Here is a 17,216-nt window from a genome sequence, read left to right as displayed (position 1 = left end):
AGCTCTGCGCCGAGTGGCGGAATATTGGTGAAAGTTGTCATTTCAGCCACTAGCGCCGGGACCTGCTCACCGAAATCATAGGATGAACTGGGGAGCGCCGTGCTCGCCACGGGATCGGAAATGGTGGGTGAGCCGGGTGAGTAGGCGCGGGTGGGTCCTGTTCCTCGCCCTCGGAGTGATCTGGGGTGTGCCGTACGCGATGATCCGCATCGCGGTCGAGAGCATCGACCCGGTGGTCGTCGCGTTCGGCCGCACCGCGATCGGCGGCCTGCTCCTGTTACCGATCGCCCTGTACACCAACGCCTTCCGCGGCGTCCTCGCCCGCTGGCGGATGCTGCTCGCCTACACCGCCCTCGAGATCATCGGCCCGTGGGTGCTGCTCGGCTACGCCGAACAGACCCTGCACAGCTCCACCGTCGGCATCCTGCTCGCCGCGGTGCCGTTGATCGCCGTCGTCCTGGTGACGACGCTCGGCCACGACCGCTTCGACGGTCGCCGCACGCTCGGTCTCGCCGTCGGCTTCGCCGGTGTCGCGGCCCTGGTCGGCCTCGACATCGACCTCACCGCCCCGGCGGCGCTGGCTGCGGTGGCCCTGGTGACCATCGGCTACGCCATCGGCCCGATCATCTACGACCGCACCCTCGCCGACCTGCCCGCGCTCGGTGTGGTCACGGCGTCGCTGCTGCTCGCGGCCCTGGTCTACACCCCGTTCACCGCGGTGTCCTGGCCCGAGCACATCCCCGCCGACGCGGCCTGGTCGGTGCTCGGGCTCGCCGTGATCTGCACGGCCGCCGCGTTTCTCGTGTTCTTCGCGCTCATCGCCGAGGTGGGCCCGGCGCGGGCCACCGTGGTCACCTACATCAATCCGGCGGTGGCGATCGTCCTCGGCATCGCCGCGCTCGGCGAACCGCTGACGATCGGCATGGCGATCGGCTTCCCGCTCGTCATCATCGGGTCGATCATCGGCACCCGCAGCGCCACCGCGCGGGTGCGCGACGCGGAACCCGTCCGGGCCTGAACACGCGAAAACCCCGGCGGGCGATGGCCCACCGGGGTTTTCGCGTCGGTGCCTAGTTCGTCGGAGCCGGCGTGGTGGTCGTCGGCGCGACGGTGGTGGTCGGCGCCACCGTGGTGGTGGGCGCCGGGGTCGTCGTGGTCGGGGCGGGCGCGCCGGCCTGGTTCGTCGCGGGCTCCTGCACCACCGGCGCCTGCGTCGTGGTCGACGGGGTGGTCGTCGACGGGGCGACCGTGGTCGACGGAGCGGTCGTGCCGGCGCTCGTCTGCGCGGTCGTCGACGGCTCCGTGGTCTTGGTCGTCGTGCTCGACTTGGCGGTCGTGCTGCTCGGCGCCGCCGCGGTGGTGGTCGTCGCGGGCTTGGTCGGCGCCGCGAGCGCGGCGGTCACATCGGCGTCCTCCGGCGCGGACTTGGTGTTCACCTGCTCGCCCGCCTGCGCCTGCTTGGCCAGGTGGGTCAGCCATGCCGCCGCGTACTCGGCCGAGGTGAGCGGCTTGCCGTTGGCTGCGTCGGAATCACGCCAGTAGTCGAAGTGGTGACCGGTGCCGTTCGGGCCGAGGGTGAGCTGGTACGGATCGCTCATCGCCACCGGGATCGTGTTCTGGTTCGTCACGATCAGCCCGACGATCTCGTTGAAGATCTTCTGCGGCAGGTACGCCAGCGGCGAGATCTGCTCGGCGGCGATGGTGTCGGCCTTGGCGGGCGCCTTGGTCTCACCCGGCTTGTAGTCCGGGTCCGAGACCTTCAGCAGCACGTCGAGGAAGGTCTCGTCGCTGGCCATCCAGTTCGGGTTGGCGGCGATGTCGGCGAAGGCCGCCATCGCGATCCGGCCGAGGGTGAACGCCATGTCCTGGCCGGTGGCCGGGGTGAGGCCGTCGCGCTGCAGGTCGTCGACGTTGATCTGCCTGCCCACGTTCGCGGCCAGCTGCAGCAGGGAGATGTTCTCCGGCGCCGCGCAGGTGAGGTCGCCCTCGGAGCAGAACGAGGCGATCTTGCCGTTGAGCGCGCCGAAACCGCCGCCGGTGGTCGCGCCCTGACCCGAGATCGGCTTCGTGCCGTTCTGGTACTTCTGGTCGAAGCCGTCGGGGTTGGCGAAGGGGTCCTCCGCGCCGATGAACGGGCCGTCGCCCGCCTTGCGGCCCGGGTCGGCGAACATCACGACGCCGAGCACGTCATCGGGGTCGACGGTCGCGTAGCCGTCGGCCGGGTCGTCGTTGCCGATGCCCTCGGCGACGCGGCGCACCACATCGGCGCCCTCGCTGTAGCCGACGATGGAGAACTTGGTGTCGGGGCAGGCCGCCGAGATCTCCCGCATCACCCGCTGGGTGTTGGCGACGCCGGCGTTCACCGCGTCCTCGTAGGTCGACATGTCGGCCGGGTAGGCGATGTACACGGCCGCGTATTCGCCCTCGGCGAGGTCGTCCCGTGGCGCGTTCACCACCGGATCGACCCACACGCTGGAGTGGTCGCCCGAGAGCGCGGCGGGCAGTGGGTTGCCGTTGGCGTCGAGCAGCATCGCCGTCGTGCCTTCGACGGGTGTGTCGTTGCGGCCTGCGACGGAGATGGTCACCATCTCGCGGCACTCGGTGACCGAGGTCGTGAGCTGGTACGTCGGCGACTCGGGTCCCGAAGTCACCGCGAACGACGCGGCGACGATGGCCGCGACGCCCAGCGCGGCGGGCGCGGCGACAGCCGAGGCGATGCGATGTTTCGCAAGGAACTCGCGCAGATTCATAGTCTGATCCCGTTCGGAAAACCTACAGGTGGGCAGGCCCCCCGACGGGCCGTTTGTCACGGGGATTGTCGCGGCACCCCACGAGATCGTTACTGGCGCGAACAGGAACCGCCGGCCGGACGCCCCCGCGGTGGCGGGCGGCGGGGGAGCCGGGCTCAGAGTCGCCGTGTAATTGCTCGCCCGTCGGCTATCGACTGATCGACCGGCGGGACCATAGAATTGCCTATCGCTGTGCCGCGTTTTCCGGGTCCTCGGGACGATCGAATCTCCGCCTGTTCGAGTTGGTATCCAAGAAGGTGACCGATGTCCGTTTCCCGGAATGTTCTGGCATTGCTCTGCACGCTCGGGCTCCTGGCCGCGGCGTGTTCCTCGGACGACAGCGCCGAGAACCACGAAGACCCGGCGCGCGCCGACGCGATCATGCGGATCGTCGACGACTACATGCGCGAAGCGCACCTGAAATCGGTGATCGTGCGCGTGACGATCGACGGCGAGGAGATCGTCACGCAGGCGCGTGGCGAATCCATGACCGGCGTTCCCGCCACCACCGACATGCATTTCCGCAACGGTGCCGTCGCCATCTCCTATGTCTCGACGCTGCTGCTGATCCTGGCCGACGAGGGGAAATTGAGCCTCGACGACAAACTCTCGAAATACCTGCCCGACATTCCCGAAGCCGACCGCGTGAATCTGCGTCAACTCGCCCAGATGACCTCCGGCTACCACGATTTCGTGCTGGGTAACGAGAAGTTCGCCGAGATCGCCTACGCCGACCCGTACAAGGCCTGGACCACCCGTGACCAGCTGGCACTCGCGATCGACGACCCGCTGTGGTTCGAACCGGGAACCAACTGGGCCTACGCGCACACCAACTACGTGCTGCTCGGACTGGCGCTCGAGCGGATCACCGGCAAGTCGCTCGCGGACGCGCTCCAGGAGAAAGTGCTCGACCCACTCGACCTGAAGAACACCACCCCGAACCTGACCCCCTACATTCCCGAGCCGGTGCTGCACTCCTTCACCTCCGAACGCCGCGAGTACTTCGGCCTCGCCGCCGACGTCCCGTTCTACGAGGAGGCGACCTACTGGAACCCGTCGTGGACGCTGAGCCACGGCGCCATCCAGACCAGCGACATTCGCGATCTGGAGCGCAGCGCCGTCGCCATCGGCAGTGGCGAACTGCTCTCCGAGGAGTCGTATCGGGCGATGACGACCACCGATCTGCGCGGGAAGACGACGGCGGTCCCCGGCTGCGTGAATTGCCGGCCGCTCGACGATTTCCAGACCTATGGGCTCGGCCTGTGGCTCACCGGCGACTGGTCGTATCAGAACCCGCTGTTCTACGGCTGCGCGGCGGTCAACGCCTATCTGCCGTCGAAGAAGATCGCGATCGCGGTGGCCGTCACCTATCTGCCCGAGGCGTTCAGTGCCTCGGGCGGCTACTCCAACGGCGGCGACGCGCTGTTCCGCAAGATCGGCGCGTACCTCGCGCCCGACGACGCGCCACCGATCAAGCGCGAGGCCCCACCGCAGGGTGGGTCGTAGCCGATGGCCGATTGGGACGGCGCGGGTTACGCCCACATCAGCGGACTCCAGCGCGCGATGGCCACCGCCGCGATGGAGTCGGTGTCGGTGGCGGGTTCGGAGCGGGTGCTCGATATCGGTTGTGGCGACGGCTACGTGACGCGCCTGATCGCGGCCCGCGTGCCCGGCGGATCCGTGCTCGGCCTCGACCCGTCACCGCGGATGATCGAGGTCGCCCGCACCGCCGACGACCAGCTCACCAACGTCGGCTTCCAGGTCGGCGACGTCACGACCATGACCTTCCCGCCCGAATTCGACCTCGTCGTCTCCTTCAACGCCCTGCACTGGGTCACCGACCAAGAGACCGCGTATCGCGATATCGCCGCGGCGCTCGCGCCGGGTGGCCGGGTGCTCGTGCAGTACGTCTGTGACGGCACGCGCCCGAGCGTCGAGGACGTCGCGACGGCGGTCACCGGCGAACCCCGCTGGTCGGCGGCGTTCGCCGGCTTCTCCCGCCCGTACGTCCACATCGACCCCGCTGCCCTGCCCGCGATCGTGGCGCCCGCCGGCCTCGCGGTCACCGAACAGTCCGTCACCGACCGGGACTGGGACTTCGGCTCCCGCGACGCCTTCGTCGGCTGGTGCACGGTCGGTTTCACGGACTGGACCGCCCGTCTGCCCGCCGCCGAGGTGCCCGCCTTCGTCGACGAGGTCGTCGACCGCTACGAAACCGTCGTCGGCCGTCCCGGCCTGTTCCGCTTCCTGCAACTGCGGGCCGAGCTGGCGGCAGCCTAGGCCCACCTACCCGGCCGCCCGGTCCAGCCCGGCGACCTCGCGGACCGACGCGGCGATGGCGCGGAAGTCCTTGCGCAGGATCGCGCCGTGGTTGCTCGGCACCTTCGCGCCGATCCGGATGTTCGGGTTGCGGGTGGTGGCCGCGTCAAGGCCGCTCCGGATCTTCTCCTGCTCGTCCTTCTTGCTGCCGAACGAGGTGCCCGAGGCCACCACGTACCGCACCGGCACGGTGATCGCGTCGAGCACCGGGCCGAGCGCGCTCTCCCGCGACAGCTTGCCGAGCTCGATATTGCTCTCGGCCTGCTGCTCGGCGTTCATGCGCGGGACCAGTCCGGTCGGGCGCAGCAGCGGCATGATCGGGCTCAGCCGCTTGAACAGCGTGCGGATGCGCTGCTCCATCGCGTCGTCGAGCCAGTCGTAGGGGAACGCGCCGTCGACGAGGACAGCGCCGATCGCGCGCTCCGGGTTCCGCCGCGCCCAGTGCGCCCCGACGACGGCGCCGTAGGACCAGCCCACGATCAGCGCCCGGTCGACCCCGCGGGCGGCGAGGACCGCGTCGACGTCGCGCACGGCGGCCTCGAACGAGTAGTCCGCCGAGGTCCCGGACTTGCGACCACGCGCCCGCTCGTCGAAGGTGATGTGCCGGAAGCCGGGACCGAGCTCGGCGATCGTCTTGCGCCAGTAGCCCTGGGTCGCGAACTGGCCGTTGAGGTAGAGCACCGGCACCCCGTCGCCGCCGGTGTCGGTGACGGCAAGCGCGGTGTCGTCCACAGCGACGGTGCCGGTCCAGGTGGTGTGGTCAGATGCGGTGTGCAGCGCGGACATTCGCTCAACTCCTCGGTTCGTACTCGGTGAATGCGAGTACTCTCACGCCCCGCGCTGATACGGACCTGACACGCCCCTGACGCCCGCGCTGACACGGCGCACGCTCACCAGATGTCACTCCATCGCGGCCGCTCCGGCACGTCGTAGCCGGCCGCCCGGCCACGCACGAGCAGCGGCATCTCCGCGCCAACGGGCGCGCGCTCCAGCAGGCGATGCGCCGTTCCCCGCCGGAACTGGTTGAACGCGAACTCCTTGTTCATCGAGTACGCGACTCCCGTTGCCGGATGGGTGCAAGGTGCGGCCGACCGACGAGATCCGGTACTCGACGGCGATCGGACGGGTCTGGATGACCACCCGCTCGACCATCCCGTTGCGCTCGAGCCGGCGCAGCGCCGTGGTGAGCGACTTCTGCGTCACCGCCGGGATCGCCCGGCGCAGCTCGTTGAACCGCAGCGGCTGATCGCACAGCGCCTCCATGATCTGCAGCGACCAGCTCTTGACCCCACCGAAAATGTTCGGTCCCGTTCCGTACCACCATGTTTCGATCAGCACCGGCGCCCGGCACGTGCACGTCGCGGGCCAGATCGCGCGCGACGCCGACGGCACCCCGGTCGCGCCGGGCGACCTCGCCGGACAACTGGCGTGCGCTCTCCGCAACACCGCGCGCGGCCTGGCCGGCGCCGGCGCGACCTTCGCCGACGTCGCCCGCCTCCGCTTCTTCGTCACGAACTGGACCCCCGACAAGTACCCGGAGTTCCTCGACGGCATCAACCAAGTGGCCGAGGAACTCGCGCTCCCCGATCCGCTCCCGCCCCTTTCCGCCATCGGCGTCGACTACCTCTTCGAACCCGACGTCCTCGTGGAGGTCGAGGCTTACGCGATCCTCGATTAGCCGCTCGTACCGCGGCGACCGTCTATTCGGTCAGCAGGTCCGATGTGGCGAACCGGTGGGCGCTCCAGATGATCCTGGAACGTTCCTCCGGGTAGGGCCGGGCGGTGGCGGTCGCGTCGTAGACCCGGGTGGTGCGATCCCGCGGCGTGTAGGGAGCCCAGCCGGGGTTGCCTGTCGTGGCGAACTCCACCCAGTCGGCGCGCATTGCCCCGGAGACGCCGTCGACCTCGTCGGCGGCGCCCGGGTGCGCGGCGCGGTGGCGGCGTATCTCGTCGGCGCCGAGCGTGCCGAAGAGGAGCAGGAAGTCGAGGCAGTGGGAGGCGCCCTGTTCGGAGCTGAAACTCCAGCGCAGTTCATACAGCCACGCGCGCCCGCCGCCCACATGAGCGGCCGCGGCCAGATGCAGGCTCGGCATGCGGAACAGCCAGTCCGCGTTGAGGATTTCCCGTCGCTGCGCGGTGGAAGCGTCGGGATAGGCCGCAGCGTAGGCATCGCGAAGATCCGAGCCGGGCGGGAGATGGTCGAAGGGGTCGACTGTTTCGGTGCCAGGCCGGGAGGTGTAGAGCCGGAACTCGTCACGGGTGTGCCCGACGAGCAGGTCGATACCGCGCGCGGCACCGCCTGCCAGGGCGCGCCACGGCGCGTCCGGGAGCACGATTCCGTCGACTACCGGCGAGAACGGTGTCGGCGTCAACGCCATGGGACCCCAGGAATCCGCGCGCTGCGGCATCCTCGTCAGCACGGCAGCCGTCGCCTCGGTCAGCGCGCGGGGGGTGTGGCGCGTCAGATCATCGAGCTCGGGTCGCGCGCCGAGCTCGTCGGCGATCGCCGCGGTGACGGTGGCGGCGAGCCGCTGCGAGAAGTAGGTGCCCGGCATGCTCTGGCAGATCGCGCGCCCGAACAGTCCGCGCGCGGTCGGCATCGTGAGCAGCGCGGCGACGCAGGCGCCGCCCGCGGACTGACCGAAGACGGTCACCCTGCCGGGGTCGCCGCCGAACGCGGCGATGTTGTCCCCGACCCATCGCAGGGCCGCGATCTGGTCCAGAATTCCCCGATTGTCCGGCGCTCCGGAGATGTGGCCGAACCCGTCGAGGCCGACCCGATAGTTCATGCTCACCACCACCACACCGGATCGGGCGAGCAGGGCACCGTCGTAATGCGGGTTCGCGGTGTGGTTTTCGAGGTACGTGCCGCCCTGGATCCACACCATCACCGGTAGGGCGGCTGCTGCCCCGAGCTCGGGTGTCCAGACGTTGAGCGTCAGGCACTGCGCCGATCCGTCCGAAGGCACCTCGGTGGTGGACGTCATCACCGAACCCCGTTGTCCCGCTTGTGGAACCGACGGGCCGAACCGCAGCGCGTCGCGGACGCCAGACCAGGGACGCGCCGCCACGGGTGCGAGGAAGCGGCGCGGCCCGGCCGGTGGTTCCGCGTACGGGATACCGCGGAAGACGGCTAGGCCGCCTTCCCAACGGCCCCGCACCCTTCCCGCGGTCGTGCCTACCTCGGTGAACTGGCTCATCGAACCAGTTTGCCCGCGGTGGGGTCGCCGCGGACGCCGATCACGCCGCGGCCGCGGCGATCACGCGGCCGCCCGTCAGCGTGGTCACGCTCAGGGTGATGACCGCGCCGGCGACGATGACGAGCGCGTACGGCACCGGAGCCAGCGCGGCCAGTGGGTCGCCGGTCTTGGTGATCGCGAACGGCGCCGTACTCGCGAAGGCGCCCAGGCTGCCGACGACGGCGCTCACCGCGACCGCCGCGGCCGCTTCCCCGATGAGCATGCGCCGCGACTGGCCCCCGGTGGCGCCGATCAGGTGCAGTGTCGCGAATTCCGTGCGGCGCCGGGCGATCGAGGCGATCAGGTTGTTGGACAGGGCGATTGCCATGAACGCCGCGATGAGGGCGACCACCAGATAGTTGATCGCCGCCATGAGCTGCCCGTCCCCGCCCACCGTCCCGTACTGATTCTCGATGTCCTGCATGGACAGGGTGCCCGCGGCGACACCGATGAACAGCGTCAGGAAGGTGACCGCGGGACGCACCCGCTCCGGGGCGGCGGCGAGATTGAGGGCGGCGAGATGCCCGGCGGCACCTCCGCGCACGCCGGGGATCTTCCCGAAAGCGAACTCCGCCAGCGCGATCAGCTCCGGTGCGAGCAGACTCAGCCCCACCGCGACGAGCACGCAGCCTGGCCCGGTGAGCGCGGTCGTCAAGATGTCGGCCGCGTCGATGGCGAGAACGGTGAACGAGGAGGCGAGCCCGGCGACGAGCAGCGCGGCCGCCGCGATCGGACGAGCGCGGTTCGCGCGCGCCCGCGTTCGCGCCGCAGGCTCCTCGACCGGGCTGCGCGAGGCGACGGCGCGACTGCCGATCCAGGCGGCGGCGATGCCCGCGGCGAGCATCAGCGCGGCCCCGACCAGCGGTAACGGCACGCCGGGCGAATAGCCGGTCGAGTCGTCGACGAGGCCGCCCGCGCGGATACCCGCCAGCAGTCCCGCACCGAGCAACTGCCCAACGGCGAGGCCGGGCAACACCGCAACGAGTCCCACCACCGCGGTCTCGGCGACAACCATCCGCCGCACCTGCGACGGTGTCGCGCCGACGAGCCGCAGCCCCGCGATCTCGCCGGCCCGGCCCTGCATGGCCACCCCGATCGTGGAGACCATCGCGAACAGGACGATCGCGAGCACCCACCCGCCGAGGATGAGCGGGAACAGCACCAGAAAATCGCCGTCGGCCGAGATGTCCGCGGCGAGACCGGTGCCAAGCAGGCCCGCCATGGCGGTGACCAGCGCTGTCCCCGCCGCCGCCACGACGCCGGTGGCGATCGCGGACGCACGATGGTGCGCGAACGAGCGCAGAACCAGACCGATCATCACGACCGCACCTCCGCGGCCCGCTCGGCCGACTCGACCAGCACGGCCATCCGATTCGCGACCTCCCGCGCCGAGGGCCGCGCGACCCGGTCGACCAGGCTGCCGTCGGCGAGGAAAAGGACCTCGTCGGAATAGGAGGCCGCGATCGGGTCGTGGGTGACCATGATGATCGTCTGCCCCTGATCAGCGAGGCCGCGCAGCAACGTGAGAACCTCACGGGCACTGCGGATGTCGAGCGCTCCGGTCGGCTCGTCCGCGAACACCACCTCGGGGTCGGTGATCAGCGCCCTCGCGATCGCGACCCGCTGACGCTGGCCACCGGAGAGCTGATCGGGCCGGTGCCCGGCTCGCTCGCGCAGGCCGACCCCGGCGAGCAGCGCCAGGGTGCGGTCCCGGTCGGGCTGTCGCCCGTCCAGGCGCACCGGCAGCTCGACATTGTCGACCGTCGACAGCGCGGGCAGCAGATTGAACGACTGGAAGACGAAGCCGATCCGGCGCCTGCGCAGCTTCGCCAGCTGGGTCTGATCCATCGCCTCCAGCGGCTGCCCGTCGAAGGTGATGCGGCCGGAGGTGGGCGTCTGGAGCCCGGCGGCGCAGTGCAGCAACGTCGTCTTGCCGGAGCCCGACGGGCCCATGATCGCGGTGAACGATCCCGCGGCCACGTCGAGGTCGACGCCACGCAGCGCGTGCACCGATCCGCTCTCCCCGGGGTATTCGCAGCGCAGTCCACGCAGGCGCAGCACCGGCGGGCTCGAAGTAGTGGTGTGCATGGCTTTCCCTTCGCGTGTAAACGATCGTTGTAAACGAACGTTTATCTATACTATAGCCGCATGGGCAACCGAGACAAGCTTCTGCAAGCAGCGCGCGACTGCCTCCTCACGCTGGGGTACGCCAAGACGACCGTGCGCGAGCTGGTCAAGGCTTCCGGGGCCAACCAGGCGTCGATCAACTACCACTTCGGCTCGAAGGAGCGCCTGCTCACCGACACGCTGCACGAGCTCAACCGCGAATGGGGCGACGTGCTCTTCGCCGCCATCGGCGACGATCCGCCGGGGCCTGCCGGCAACGAGGTGCGCTGGGAACGGATCGTCGCCTCGATCCGCGAGCACCGCGCCCTCTGGTACGTGAACTTCGAATCGGTCTCCGCCGCCCGCGACGACGAGGAGATCCAGGCGATGCTCGCCGAAGGCCAGCGCGCCGCCCGCCGCTCCCTCGCCCACGCCTTCGGCGGCCTCGACCCCGACACCGCCGACCCCGACACCGTCGACGCCGTCGGCTCCCACTACTTCGCCCTGCTCGTCGGCGTCGCGAGCCAATGGCTGGCCGACCCCGACCACGCCCCCACCGCCGCCCGCATCGTCGCGGCCGATACGGGAACCGCCGTCCGGTGACGTAGCCGCGGCTCGGCGGTCAGTGCATGGTCAGGTCAGGCCGCGGGGCTCGAGGTCCAGCTCGGCCCACACGGTCTTGTGGCCGCGCCCGGCGGTGCAGGCCCACGCGGTGGCCAGCCGGTCGACCAGGATCAGTCCGCGCCCCCCGGTGCCCTGCGGCGCCCGCGGCCGCGGCGTCCCGGGACCGGTGTCGTCGACTTCGACCCGCACCTGCCGCGGGTACAGCCGGACACGGCATCGCCGGGGTGCGGCTCCGTGCCGGCAGGCGTTGCTGACCAGCTCGTCCATCACCTGGACCACATCGGCCACCACGGTCGGGGGCAGTTCCCCGAGTAGCTCGCGTACCCGTGCCCGCGCCGATCCCGCCGCGACCGCATCCAGATCCAGGTCCAGATCCGCCCCGGCGGCGTCGTCACGGGGATTTCCGCGATCGAGTGCCGGAGTCGCCATCGACGATCACCCCTGTCCGTGTCGTTTTCTCGCGTGCTGCGGAGTTACCCGGCCCGAACACCCCGAAACACCGCCATGGTCTGAGATAAACGCATGCAATGGCATACAAAAATCTGCATTGACGAATGTAGACATTGCAGTGGACTCGTTGTAAATTGACTGTGAAGAACCCCGGCAATCCAGGAGGTGGTCACTGAGTAGTCACTTATCGGTTCCGCATCCCGGGAAGCATCGGATGTGGTGAAAGCAATGAAGTTCTTCCACTCTTCGTAGATCCCAGGCCCCGGCGCACAGCGCCGGGGCCTGTCGGCGTCGACCCGAAAGGCCACGTGCAACCACCGAACTCCCACCCCGCTGACCGCGCGAGCGCCGAGGAGAAATTCGACGACGACACCTACCCCGCCTACTCGATGGGGCGGGCGGCGGAAATCCTCGGCGTCACCCCGGCGTTCCTGCGAGGCCTCGACGCCGCGCGACTGCTGACCCCGCAACGTTCCACGGGCGGGCATCGCCGCTACTCGCGCTACCAGCTGCGCATCGCCGCCCGCGTGCGCGAACTCGTCGATACCGGCACCGGCCTCGAGGCGGCCTGCCGCATCGTCGTTCTCGAAGACCAGCTCGCCGAGGCGCAGCGGATCAACGCCGAACTGCGACGCACCCTCGGCCAACGCGAGGACCACGCTGAGGATGTGGGTCTCCAGTGAGCCACGATGTCATCCGTTCAGATTGACAACGAGCACGGACCGATGACCGTCCCGCAGATGGGGCGGACCCAGGCGCTGAGCCGCCAGTTCGTCCAGCGCGTGGTCAACGAGGCGGCGGCGGCGGAACTGGTGGAGACCCTGCCCAACCCGAAACATCAACGCTCCCCGCTCATCTCGCTGACGCCGAAGGGGCGGGCGGCGATCACCGCGGTGACCGACCGCGAACTGGCCGTGCTGCGCGGCGTCGGCGGCGACCTCACCGACGCGGACATCGACACCTGCCTGAAGGTCCTGCATCACTTGCGCGAGCCCTTCGCCGCCGTGGAGATGGACCAGGAAGCATGATGAATCACTGTCAGACATATCGATGCGAGACCACCGACGGCGTCCTGGCCTACCGGGACACCGGGGGCGGAGGGCGCCCGGTGATCCTGTTGCACGCCGCCTTCGTGGACTCCGGAATGTTCGACGGCCAGCGCGGGGCGACCTGAACGCCTGGCTGGATGCCTTCACGCGATGGGCGATCGGCCCCTACCGCCGAGCAGCCGATCTCGACAGCGGCCTGCTGTGCGACCTGCGCCGATCGGCCGCCCGCACCCTGGCGAAACACACAGCCTCCGAACAGGATTTCACCGTTCCAGTGCCGGATGTCACCTCGCGCGCACGGCTGATCTCGGTGCCGGTGCTCGCCGTCGACGGAGCTCTCGACTCCCCCGAACTCACCGCGACCGTGGACAACCTGCTCGCGGTGGTGCCACACGGACGTCGAACCACGATCGACGGGGCCGGGCACTTCCCCAACCTGGAACAGCCCGCCGTATACAACACCCTGCTGGAGCAGTTCATCGAGACGACGATCCCGTGATCAGCCCCTGGCCATGTCCACGAAGCGGCTCAGGTGCAGCTGGTGGGCGACGGTGATCGTGGCGGTGGGGCCGTTACGGTGCTTGCCGACGATGAGGTCGGCCTCGCCGCCGCGGGGATCATCGCGCTCGAACGCGTCAGGACGATGCAGCAGAATGACCATATCGGCGTCCTGCTCGAGGCTGTTGTGAGCTGAAATGCCCTGCGCCACGAAGTTGTGCGTGCCGGGGACGGTTCCGTCGTAGACATCCTGTTCGCCGAGGCTGGTGATTTCGACGATCTTGTCCCAGAAGACATCGTTCGTGGCAAGCATGTCGATGTCGGCGTCGTCGAGGACGGCCGCGACACGGGCCAGTCGGGAGCGACTGGGCGACCGCTTCCACATCGTGCTGCCGCAGAAGCGAGAGCCCATTGCCGCGGAGAACTCGCGGTGCGTCATCTCCTTGTCGGCGAGCAGCGTTCGGACACGGTTCCACACCTCGCTCGGGACGGTGTCGACGTTCGTATTCCGAGTCATCGGTGCCAATTCGGCGAGCGCGGCCTCTGCGGACAAGCCCCGGGCGCCGTGTACGCCGACATCGCGCAGGAACTTCGTCTGGTTCTCGCCACCGTCGATCCTCAGGTGGAAGCACGGACGGTAATCGCCCTTCCGAACGGTCTTGATGCGACCATGAACACCGAGGCGCAGCAGCAATTGGTTCACGTCGTCGACGAGACGACGGCTCGTCGACGCGTAGTACACGCGGGCCTGCCCGGCTTTGGCGTCCCAGCGCACCGACCCATCTGTCGCCCACAGATGACGCAGAAACAGCGCGACTTGGTCGTTCGGCAGCGCGAATACCGGTTCGGGGATGAACTTCTCGTAGCTGCGGAGACCGAACAGACCGAGCGAGTCGAGCCACGCCGCGATCGGGTTCGGTTTGCCGTGGGTGAGCCGATAGGGCGCAGGCAGTCGCAGCGTGGTGACTCGCGCAGCCGCGTACTCGTCACGGACCGCCGTGACGCCGAAGTGCTCAGCAGCGCTGCTGACGGCGGCGAGGTTCTCCTCGTCGACACTGGCATAACGGACCGGCTGTCGCTTGACGCAGGAGCCGTCCCCGATCATGTGCGCGAGCATCACGATTTCCGCCTCGGGAAGGCGGGTCGTGTGTACGGGCTCGGGGACCAGCCGTGGCGTCGCGAGCCGATCACCAGCTTTCAGCTGGTCGAGCGCGATCCAGCCGTCCACGGTGAGGAATGGGTGGTTGCCGGTGGCTTCGACCTCACGACCGGATGCCAGGCGGAGCCGGAACACCTCTTTGCGCCCGCTGGGGAAAACCTTCACCATCGGGCGGGCGACCATCCGCATGCGTTCGTCGAGCGACCACACGAGCGGCTGTTCTCCGCTGGACAACAACTCACCCAGGGTTACTTCCGCTCCGGTGTCGGCGCGCAAGATACGGGTCGACGCCGGCATGCAGCCTGATTCGCGAAGGTCGGAGACCATCGGCCGCTTATCGGTTCGTTGCTCGGGACCACGGTTCAGCTGGGAGATCGCGATCACCGGAACTTCGAGTTCCTTGGCGAGTAGTTTCAGATTTCGCGAGAAATCCGAGACTTCCTGCTGACGTGATTCGACCTTCTTTCCGGAGGTCATCAGCTGGAGGTAGTCGACAACCACGAGTTTCAGATCGTGACGCTGCTTGAGCCGCCGCGCCTTCGCCCTGATCTCCATCATGGTCAGGTTCGGCGAATCATCGACGAACAGCGGCGCCTCGCTGATCTCACTCATACGACGTGCCAGCTTGGTCCAGTCGTCGTCACTCATCCGACCGGAACGCATGTCACCGAGCTTGATCTTCGCCTCCGCCGACAGCAGACGCATGACGATCTCGGTCCGGCTCATCTCGAGCGAGAAGATGACGCTGGCAAGTCCGTGCTTGATCGAGCAACTGCGCATGAAATCCATGCCGAGCGTCGAATTGTGTGTCGGCACCAGCGAGCGGCCGGCGAGGTACATGTGGTCGGCATTGTCGACCTCGACGCAACGAACCGGCAGCGGGTCGATCTTGCGAACGTCGACGATCTGGCGGGCCCTGGAACGGGCGGTGCTCGGTACGGCGTGGGTGTAGTTGTCGCGAGGGGTGCGCAGACTGTGCGCGATCTCGCCTGTCGTCCGAACCGCCGGATGGGGTGCCAGCGTGGGTGCCAGTGTCGTCCACTGGTGTTCCTCGTCGGCGATGATCACCGTGCCGTCGGAGAACTCGACCTCGTAGCAGGGACGGTCGGACATCACTTCGGTCGTCGCGACGATGCGCGTCGCGCGTCCGTCGGGACCTAGCAGTTCGTCACCCACCGCGACCTCACCCATCGTTGTCCAGCCACGTGGCGTCGGCAGGGGGGTGTCCAACGCGAGCGCCTTACCCACACCAGGGCGGGCCGCGACGATGATCATCTGGCCCGGGTGGAGGCCGTTGGTCAGTTCGTCGAGTTCGGTGAAGCCGGTGGGGACGCCGAGGGAGATGCCGCCGCGGGAGGCGATGGAGTCGATCTCGTCCATGGTGGGCTGGAGGAGTTCTTCCAGCGGCATGAAGTCTTCGGTGGTGCGGCGTTCGGTGACCTCGTAGACCTCGGCCTGGGCGCGGTCGACGACCTCGGCGATGTCCTGGCCGTCGGCGCCCGCGTAGCCGAACTGGACGATGCGGGTGCCCGCTTCGACGAGGCGGCGCAGGATGGCCTTCTCGGCGACGATCTCGGCGTAGAAGCCGGCGTTGGCGGCGGTGGGGACGGTCTGGGTGAGGGTCACCAGGTAGGGGGCGCCGCCGATGCGCTTGAGCTCGCCGCGGCGGTCGAGACCGGCGGCGACGGTGACGGGGTCGGCGGGCTCGCCGCGGCCGTACAGGTCGAGGATCGTGTCGTAGACGGCCTGGTGGGCGGGTCGGTAGAAGTCGCCGGGACGCAGCACCTCGACCACGTCGGCGATGGCGTCCTTGCTGAGCAGCATGCCGCCGAGGACCGACTGTTCGGCGGCCATATCGTGCGGGGGCTGACGCCCGAAGTCCTCGCCGGGCGGCTCGGGCGGAAAGTCGGTATGCGCGCGGTCACCGGTGGTAGTCACCAGAATCGACCGTCCTCTCTGCCCGCAGAACCGGGGGTTTCACATCGATGAACTCGTTGTACTCCCGGGCACCGACACGAATGTCAGCTATCGGTTGCCTGCGCGCTTCCCGGGGCCGTGCGCAGGGCGATGCGACGAACCTAGGCGACGATTTCGGGCGGCGCCAACCCGATATGTGCACACAACTGTGGATAACTTGGGGGTAGTTCACCCAGTGTTGTGCAGCTTCTGTGGAAAACGTGGGGAAAACCCAGGTCAGTGCGATGGAACGCCCTGCTAGCGCCCGTTTTACCCAACTTGGCGCCTGTGGATGAAAGAAGTTTCGGCGTGTCGGTCAAGGTGAACAGCCGGGCGTGTTGGGTAAACAGCGGAGGTGCATGCTATGACCGGAGTCACAAATCTGCCGGTTGGTTTCGGCAATCATCCACAGGCTGAATAACGGGAGGTCAGCGAGTTGCCGACCATCGGCCGCTACCTCCGACCTGCGCGGGAAAGATCGCCGGTTACCGAGCAGCTATCGCGATTCGCGCCCGAAAAAGGCAATGAGAAACCACCCCCATGCGGAACATGGGGGTGGTTCTCAGCGAACTCAGTTCGCGGCAACCTCGAGGTTGAACTTGGCAGCCACGTCGGGGTGCAGGTGCACCACGATGCCGTGCTTGCCGGTCGCCTTGATGTGCGACTTCGGCAGCTCGATGCTGCGCTTGTCCACCACGGGGCCACCGGCGGCCTTGATGGCACCGGCCACGTCGGCGGTGGTGACCGAACCGAACAGCTTGCCGCTGTCGGCGGTCTTCACGGCCAGCGACACCGACTCCAGGCCCTCGATGGCCTGCTTCAGCTCGTTGGCGTGGTCCAGGTCGCGCACCTTGCGGGCGTCCTGGGCGCGGCGGATGCCCTCGACCTGCTTCTGGGCGCCACGGGTGGCCACGATGGCCAGGCCGCGGGGCAGCAGGTAGTTGCGGCCGTAGCCGTCCTTGACCTCGACGAGATCGCCCGGAGCACCGAGGTTGTCGACATCAGCGGTGAGGATGAGCTTCATCTG

Annotated in this window: 17 protein-coding genes and 1 pseudogene; 8 read left to right on the top strand and 10 right to left on the bottom strand. The window is 68.5% G+C overall.

Going from position 1 to position 17,216, the window contains the following annotated elements; translation table 11 throughout:
- The first annotated feature begins 136 nt into the window (after nt 1-136).
- Nucleotides 137-1,018, top strand: coding sequence for a DMT family transporter (locus AB0H56_RS15260; RefSeq protein WP_357162628.1), 882 nt, complete (start codon nt 137-139; stop codon nt 1,016-1,018).
- A 52-nt stretch (nt 1,019-1,070) separates the two neighbouring features.
- Here the strand turns inward: AB0H56_RS15260 and AB0H56_RS15255 are convergent, their stop codons facing one another.
- A complete protein-coding gene (locus AB0H56_RS15255) occupies nt 1,071-2,750 on the bottom strand; it encodes a cutinase family protein (RefSeq protein WP_357162625.1) in 1,680 nt (559 codons plus the stop codon).
- A 303-nt stretch (nt 2,751-3,053) separates the two neighbouring features.
- Here AB0H56_RS15255 and AB0H56_RS15250 point away from each other — a divergent pair, with 303 nt between their 5' ends.
- Nucleotides 3,054-4,295: a serine hydrolase domain-containing protein gene (locus AB0H56_RS15250; protein WP_357162622.1), complete on the top strand. Its 1,242-nt coding sequence runs from the start codon at nt 3,054-3,056 to the stop codon at nt 4,293-4,295.
- A 3-nt stretch (nt 4,296-4,298) separates the two neighbouring features.
- Nucleotides 4,299-5,069, top strand: a complete 771-nt coding sequence (locus AB0H56_RS15245; protein ID WP_357162619.1) for a methyltransferase domain-containing protein — start codon at nt 4,299-4,301, stop codon at nt 5,067-5,069.
- A gap of 6 nt (nt 5,070-5,075) precedes the next feature.
- Here the strand turns inward: AB0H56_RS15245 and AB0H56_RS15240 are convergent, their stop codons facing one another.
- The 3 genes and pseudogenes from AB0H56_RS15240 to AB0H56_RS15230 all read right to left on the bottom strand — a co-directional run.
- Nucleotides 5,076-5,894 (bottom strand): alpha/beta hydrolase, encoded by an 819-nt coding sequence (locus AB0H56_RS15240; protein WP_357162616.1) that lies wholly within the window; start codon nt 5,892-5,894, stop codon nt 5,076-5,078.
- 104 nt (nt 5,895-5,998) lie between these two features.
- The gene (locus tag AB0H56_RS15235) at nt 5,999-6,154 is read right to left on the bottom strand and encodes a hypothetical protein (protein ID WP_357162935.1); all 156 of its coding nucleotides are present in this window, start codon (nt 6,152-6,154) and stop codon (nt 5,999-6,001) included.
- 31 nt (nt 6,155-6,185) lie between these two features.
- Nucleotides 6,186-6,386 (bottom strand): annotated as a pseudogene (locus tag AB0H56_RS15230) (helix-turn-helix domain-containing protein); the annotation flags it as partial.
- Nucleotides 6,387-6,405: 19 nt separating this feature from the next.
- Between AB0H56_RS15230 and AB0H56_RS15225 the strand changes: the two are divergent.
- Entirely contained in the window at nt 6,406-6,786 is a 381-nt protein-coding gene (locus AB0H56_RS15225; protein WP_357162613.1) for a Rid family hydrolase, read from the top strand.
- A 22-nt stretch (nt 6,787-6,808) separates the two neighbouring features.
- Here the strand turns inward: AB0H56_RS15225 and AB0H56_RS15220 are convergent, their stop codons facing one another.
- The 3 genes from AB0H56_RS15220 to AB0H56_RS15210 are packed head-to-tail and all read right to left on the bottom strand — an operon-like array spanning nt 6,809 to nt 10,435.
- Nucleotides 6,809-8,308, bottom strand: a complete 1,500-nt coding sequence (locus AB0H56_RS15220) for a carboxylesterase family protein (protein ID WP_357162610.1) — start codon at nt 8,306-8,308, stop codon at nt 6,809-6,811.
- Nucleotides 8,309-8,348: 40 nt separating this feature from the next.
- On the bottom strand, nt 8,349-9,665 hold the full coding sequence (locus tag AB0H56_RS15215) for an FtsX-like permease family protein (RefSeq protein WP_357162607.1): 1,317 nt from the start codon (nt 9,663-9,665) through the stop codon (nt 8,349-8,351).
- Nucleotides 9,665-10,435, bottom strand: coding sequence for an ABC transporter ATP-binding protein (locus tag AB0H56_RS15210; protein WP_357162604.1), 771 nt, complete (start codon nt 10,433-10,435; stop codon nt 9,665-9,667). Before AB0H56_RS15210 ends, AB0H56_RS15215 begins: the two co-directional genes overlap by 1 nt.
- Before the next feature lie 60 nt (nt 10,436-10,495).
- Here AB0H56_RS15210 and AB0H56_RS15205 point away from each other — a divergent pair, with 60 nt between their 5' ends.
- Nucleotides 10,496-11,056: a TetR/AcrR family transcriptional regulator gene (locus AB0H56_RS15205; RefSeq protein ID WP_357162601.1), complete on the top strand. Its 561-nt coding sequence runs from the start codon at nt 10,496-10,498 to the stop codon at nt 11,054-11,056.
- 30 nt (nt 11,057-11,086) lie between these two features.
- Here the strand turns inward: AB0H56_RS15205 and AB0H56_RS15200 are convergent, their stop codons facing one another.
- Entirely contained in the window at nt 11,087-11,506 is a 420-nt protein-coding gene (locus AB0H56_RS15200; protein ID WP_357162599.1) for an ATP-binding protein, read from the bottom strand.
- Between the two features lie 329 nt (nt 11,507-11,835).
- On the opposite strand from AB0H56_RS15200, the gene AB0H56_RS15195 reads away from it, so the two are divergent.
- The 3 genes from AB0H56_RS15195 (at nt 11,836) to AB0H56_RS15185 (ending at nt 13,075) form a co-directional block, all read left to right on the top strand.
- Complete coding sequence (locus AB0H56_RS15195; protein WP_357162597.1) at nt 11,836-12,210, top strand: MerR family transcriptional regulator; 375 nt, start codon at nt 11,836-11,838, stop codon at nt 12,208-12,210.
- A gap of 42 nt (nt 12,211-12,252) precedes the next feature.
- Nucleotides 12,253-12,555, top strand: a complete 303-nt coding sequence (locus AB0H56_RS15190; protein WP_357162594.1) for a MarR family winged helix-turn-helix transcriptional regulator — start codon at nt 12,253-12,255, stop codon at nt 12,553-12,555.
- 295 nt (nt 12,556-12,850) lie between these two features.
- Nucleotides 12,851-13,075: a hypothetical protein gene (locus AB0H56_RS15185; protein WP_357162591.1), complete on the top strand. Its 225-nt coding sequence runs from the start codon at nt 12,851-12,853 to the stop codon at nt 13,073-13,075.
- Here AB0H56_RS15185 and AB0H56_RS15180 read toward each other — a convergent pair whose 3' ends face one another.
- Both AB0H56_RS15180 and rplI read right to left on the bottom strand, forming a co-directional pair.
- Nucleotides 13,076-16,171: a replicative DNA helicase gene (locus AB0H56_RS15180; protein ID WP_357162588.1), complete on the bottom strand. Its 3,096-nt coding sequence runs from the start codon at nt 16,169-16,171 to the stop codon at nt 13,076-13,078.
- A 589-nt stretch (nt 16,172-16,760) separates the two neighbouring features.
- The gene (rplI, locus tag AB0H56_RS15175) at nt 16,761-17,213 is read right to left on the bottom strand and encodes a 50S ribosomal protein L9 (RefSeq protein ID WP_019050002.1); all 453 of its coding nucleotides are present in this window, start codon (nt 17,211-17,213) and stop codon (nt 16,761-16,763) included.
- Between the last annotated feature and the right edge of the window lie 3 nt (nt 17,214-17,216).

This window comes from Nocardia sp. NPDC050717, from assembly GCF_040654275.1.
GTDB lineage: Bacteria > Actinomycetota > Actinomycetes > Mycobacteriales > Mycobacteriaceae > Nocardia.
The sequence above is the reverse complement of the archived record's forward strand: the minus strand, read 5'-3'. Positions and strand labels throughout refer to the sequence as shown.

Bases quoted from the DNA above. Each gene is read 5' to 3' on its own strand.
- AB0H56_RS15255 (WP_357162625.1), bottom strand. From the start codon at position 2,750: ATGAATCTGCGCGAGTTCCTTGCGAAACATCGCATCGCCTCGGCTGTC.
- AB0H56_RS15205 (WP_357162601.1), top strand. From the start codon at position 10,496: ATGGGCAACCGAGACAAGCTTCTGCAAGCAGCGCGCGACTGCCTCCTC.
- AB0H56_RS15235 (WP_357162935.1), bottom strand. From the start codon at position 6,154: ATGAACAAGGAGTTCGCGTTCAACCAGTTCCGGCGGGGAACGGCGCAT.
- AB0H56_RS15190 (WP_357162594.1), top strand. From the start codon at position 12,253: ATGACCGTCCCGCAGATGGGGCGGACCCAGGCGCTGAGCCGCCAGTTC.
- AB0H56_RS15245 (WP_357162619.1), top strand. From the start codon at position 4,299: ATGGCCGATTGGGACGGCGCGGGTTACGCCCACATCAGCGGACTCCAG.
- AB0H56_RS15250 (WP_357162622.1), top strand. From the start codon at position 3,054: ATGTCCGTTTCCCGGAATGTTCTGGCATTGCTCTGCACGCTCGGGCTC.
- AB0H56_RS15225 (WP_357162613.1), top strand. From the start codon at position 6,406: ATGTTCGGTCCCGTTCCGTACCACCATGTTTCGATCAGCACCGGCGCC.
- AB0H56_RS15200 (WP_357162599.1), bottom strand. From the start codon at position 11,506: ATGGCGACTCCGGCACTCGATCGCGGAAATCCCCGTGACGACGCCGCC.
- AB0H56_RS15240 (WP_357162616.1), bottom strand. From the start codon at position 5,894: ATGTCCGCGCTGCACACCGCATCTGACCACACCACCTGGACCGGCACC.
- AB0H56_RS15210 (WP_357162604.1), bottom strand. From the start codon at position 10,435: ATGCACACCACTACTTCGAGCCCGCCGGTGCTGCGCCTGCGTGGACTG.
- rplI (WP_019050002.1), bottom strand. From the start codon at position 17,213: ATGAAGCTCATCCTCACCGCTGATGTCGACAACCTCGGTGCTCCGGGC.
- AB0H56_RS15215 (WP_357162607.1), bottom strand. From the start codon at position 9,665: ATGATCGGTCTGGTTCTGCGCTCGTTCGCGCACCATCGTGCGTCCGCG.
- AB0H56_RS15220 (WP_357162610.1), bottom strand. From the start codon at position 8,308: ATGAGCCAGTTCACCGAGGTAGGCACGACCGCGGGAAGGGTGCGGGGC.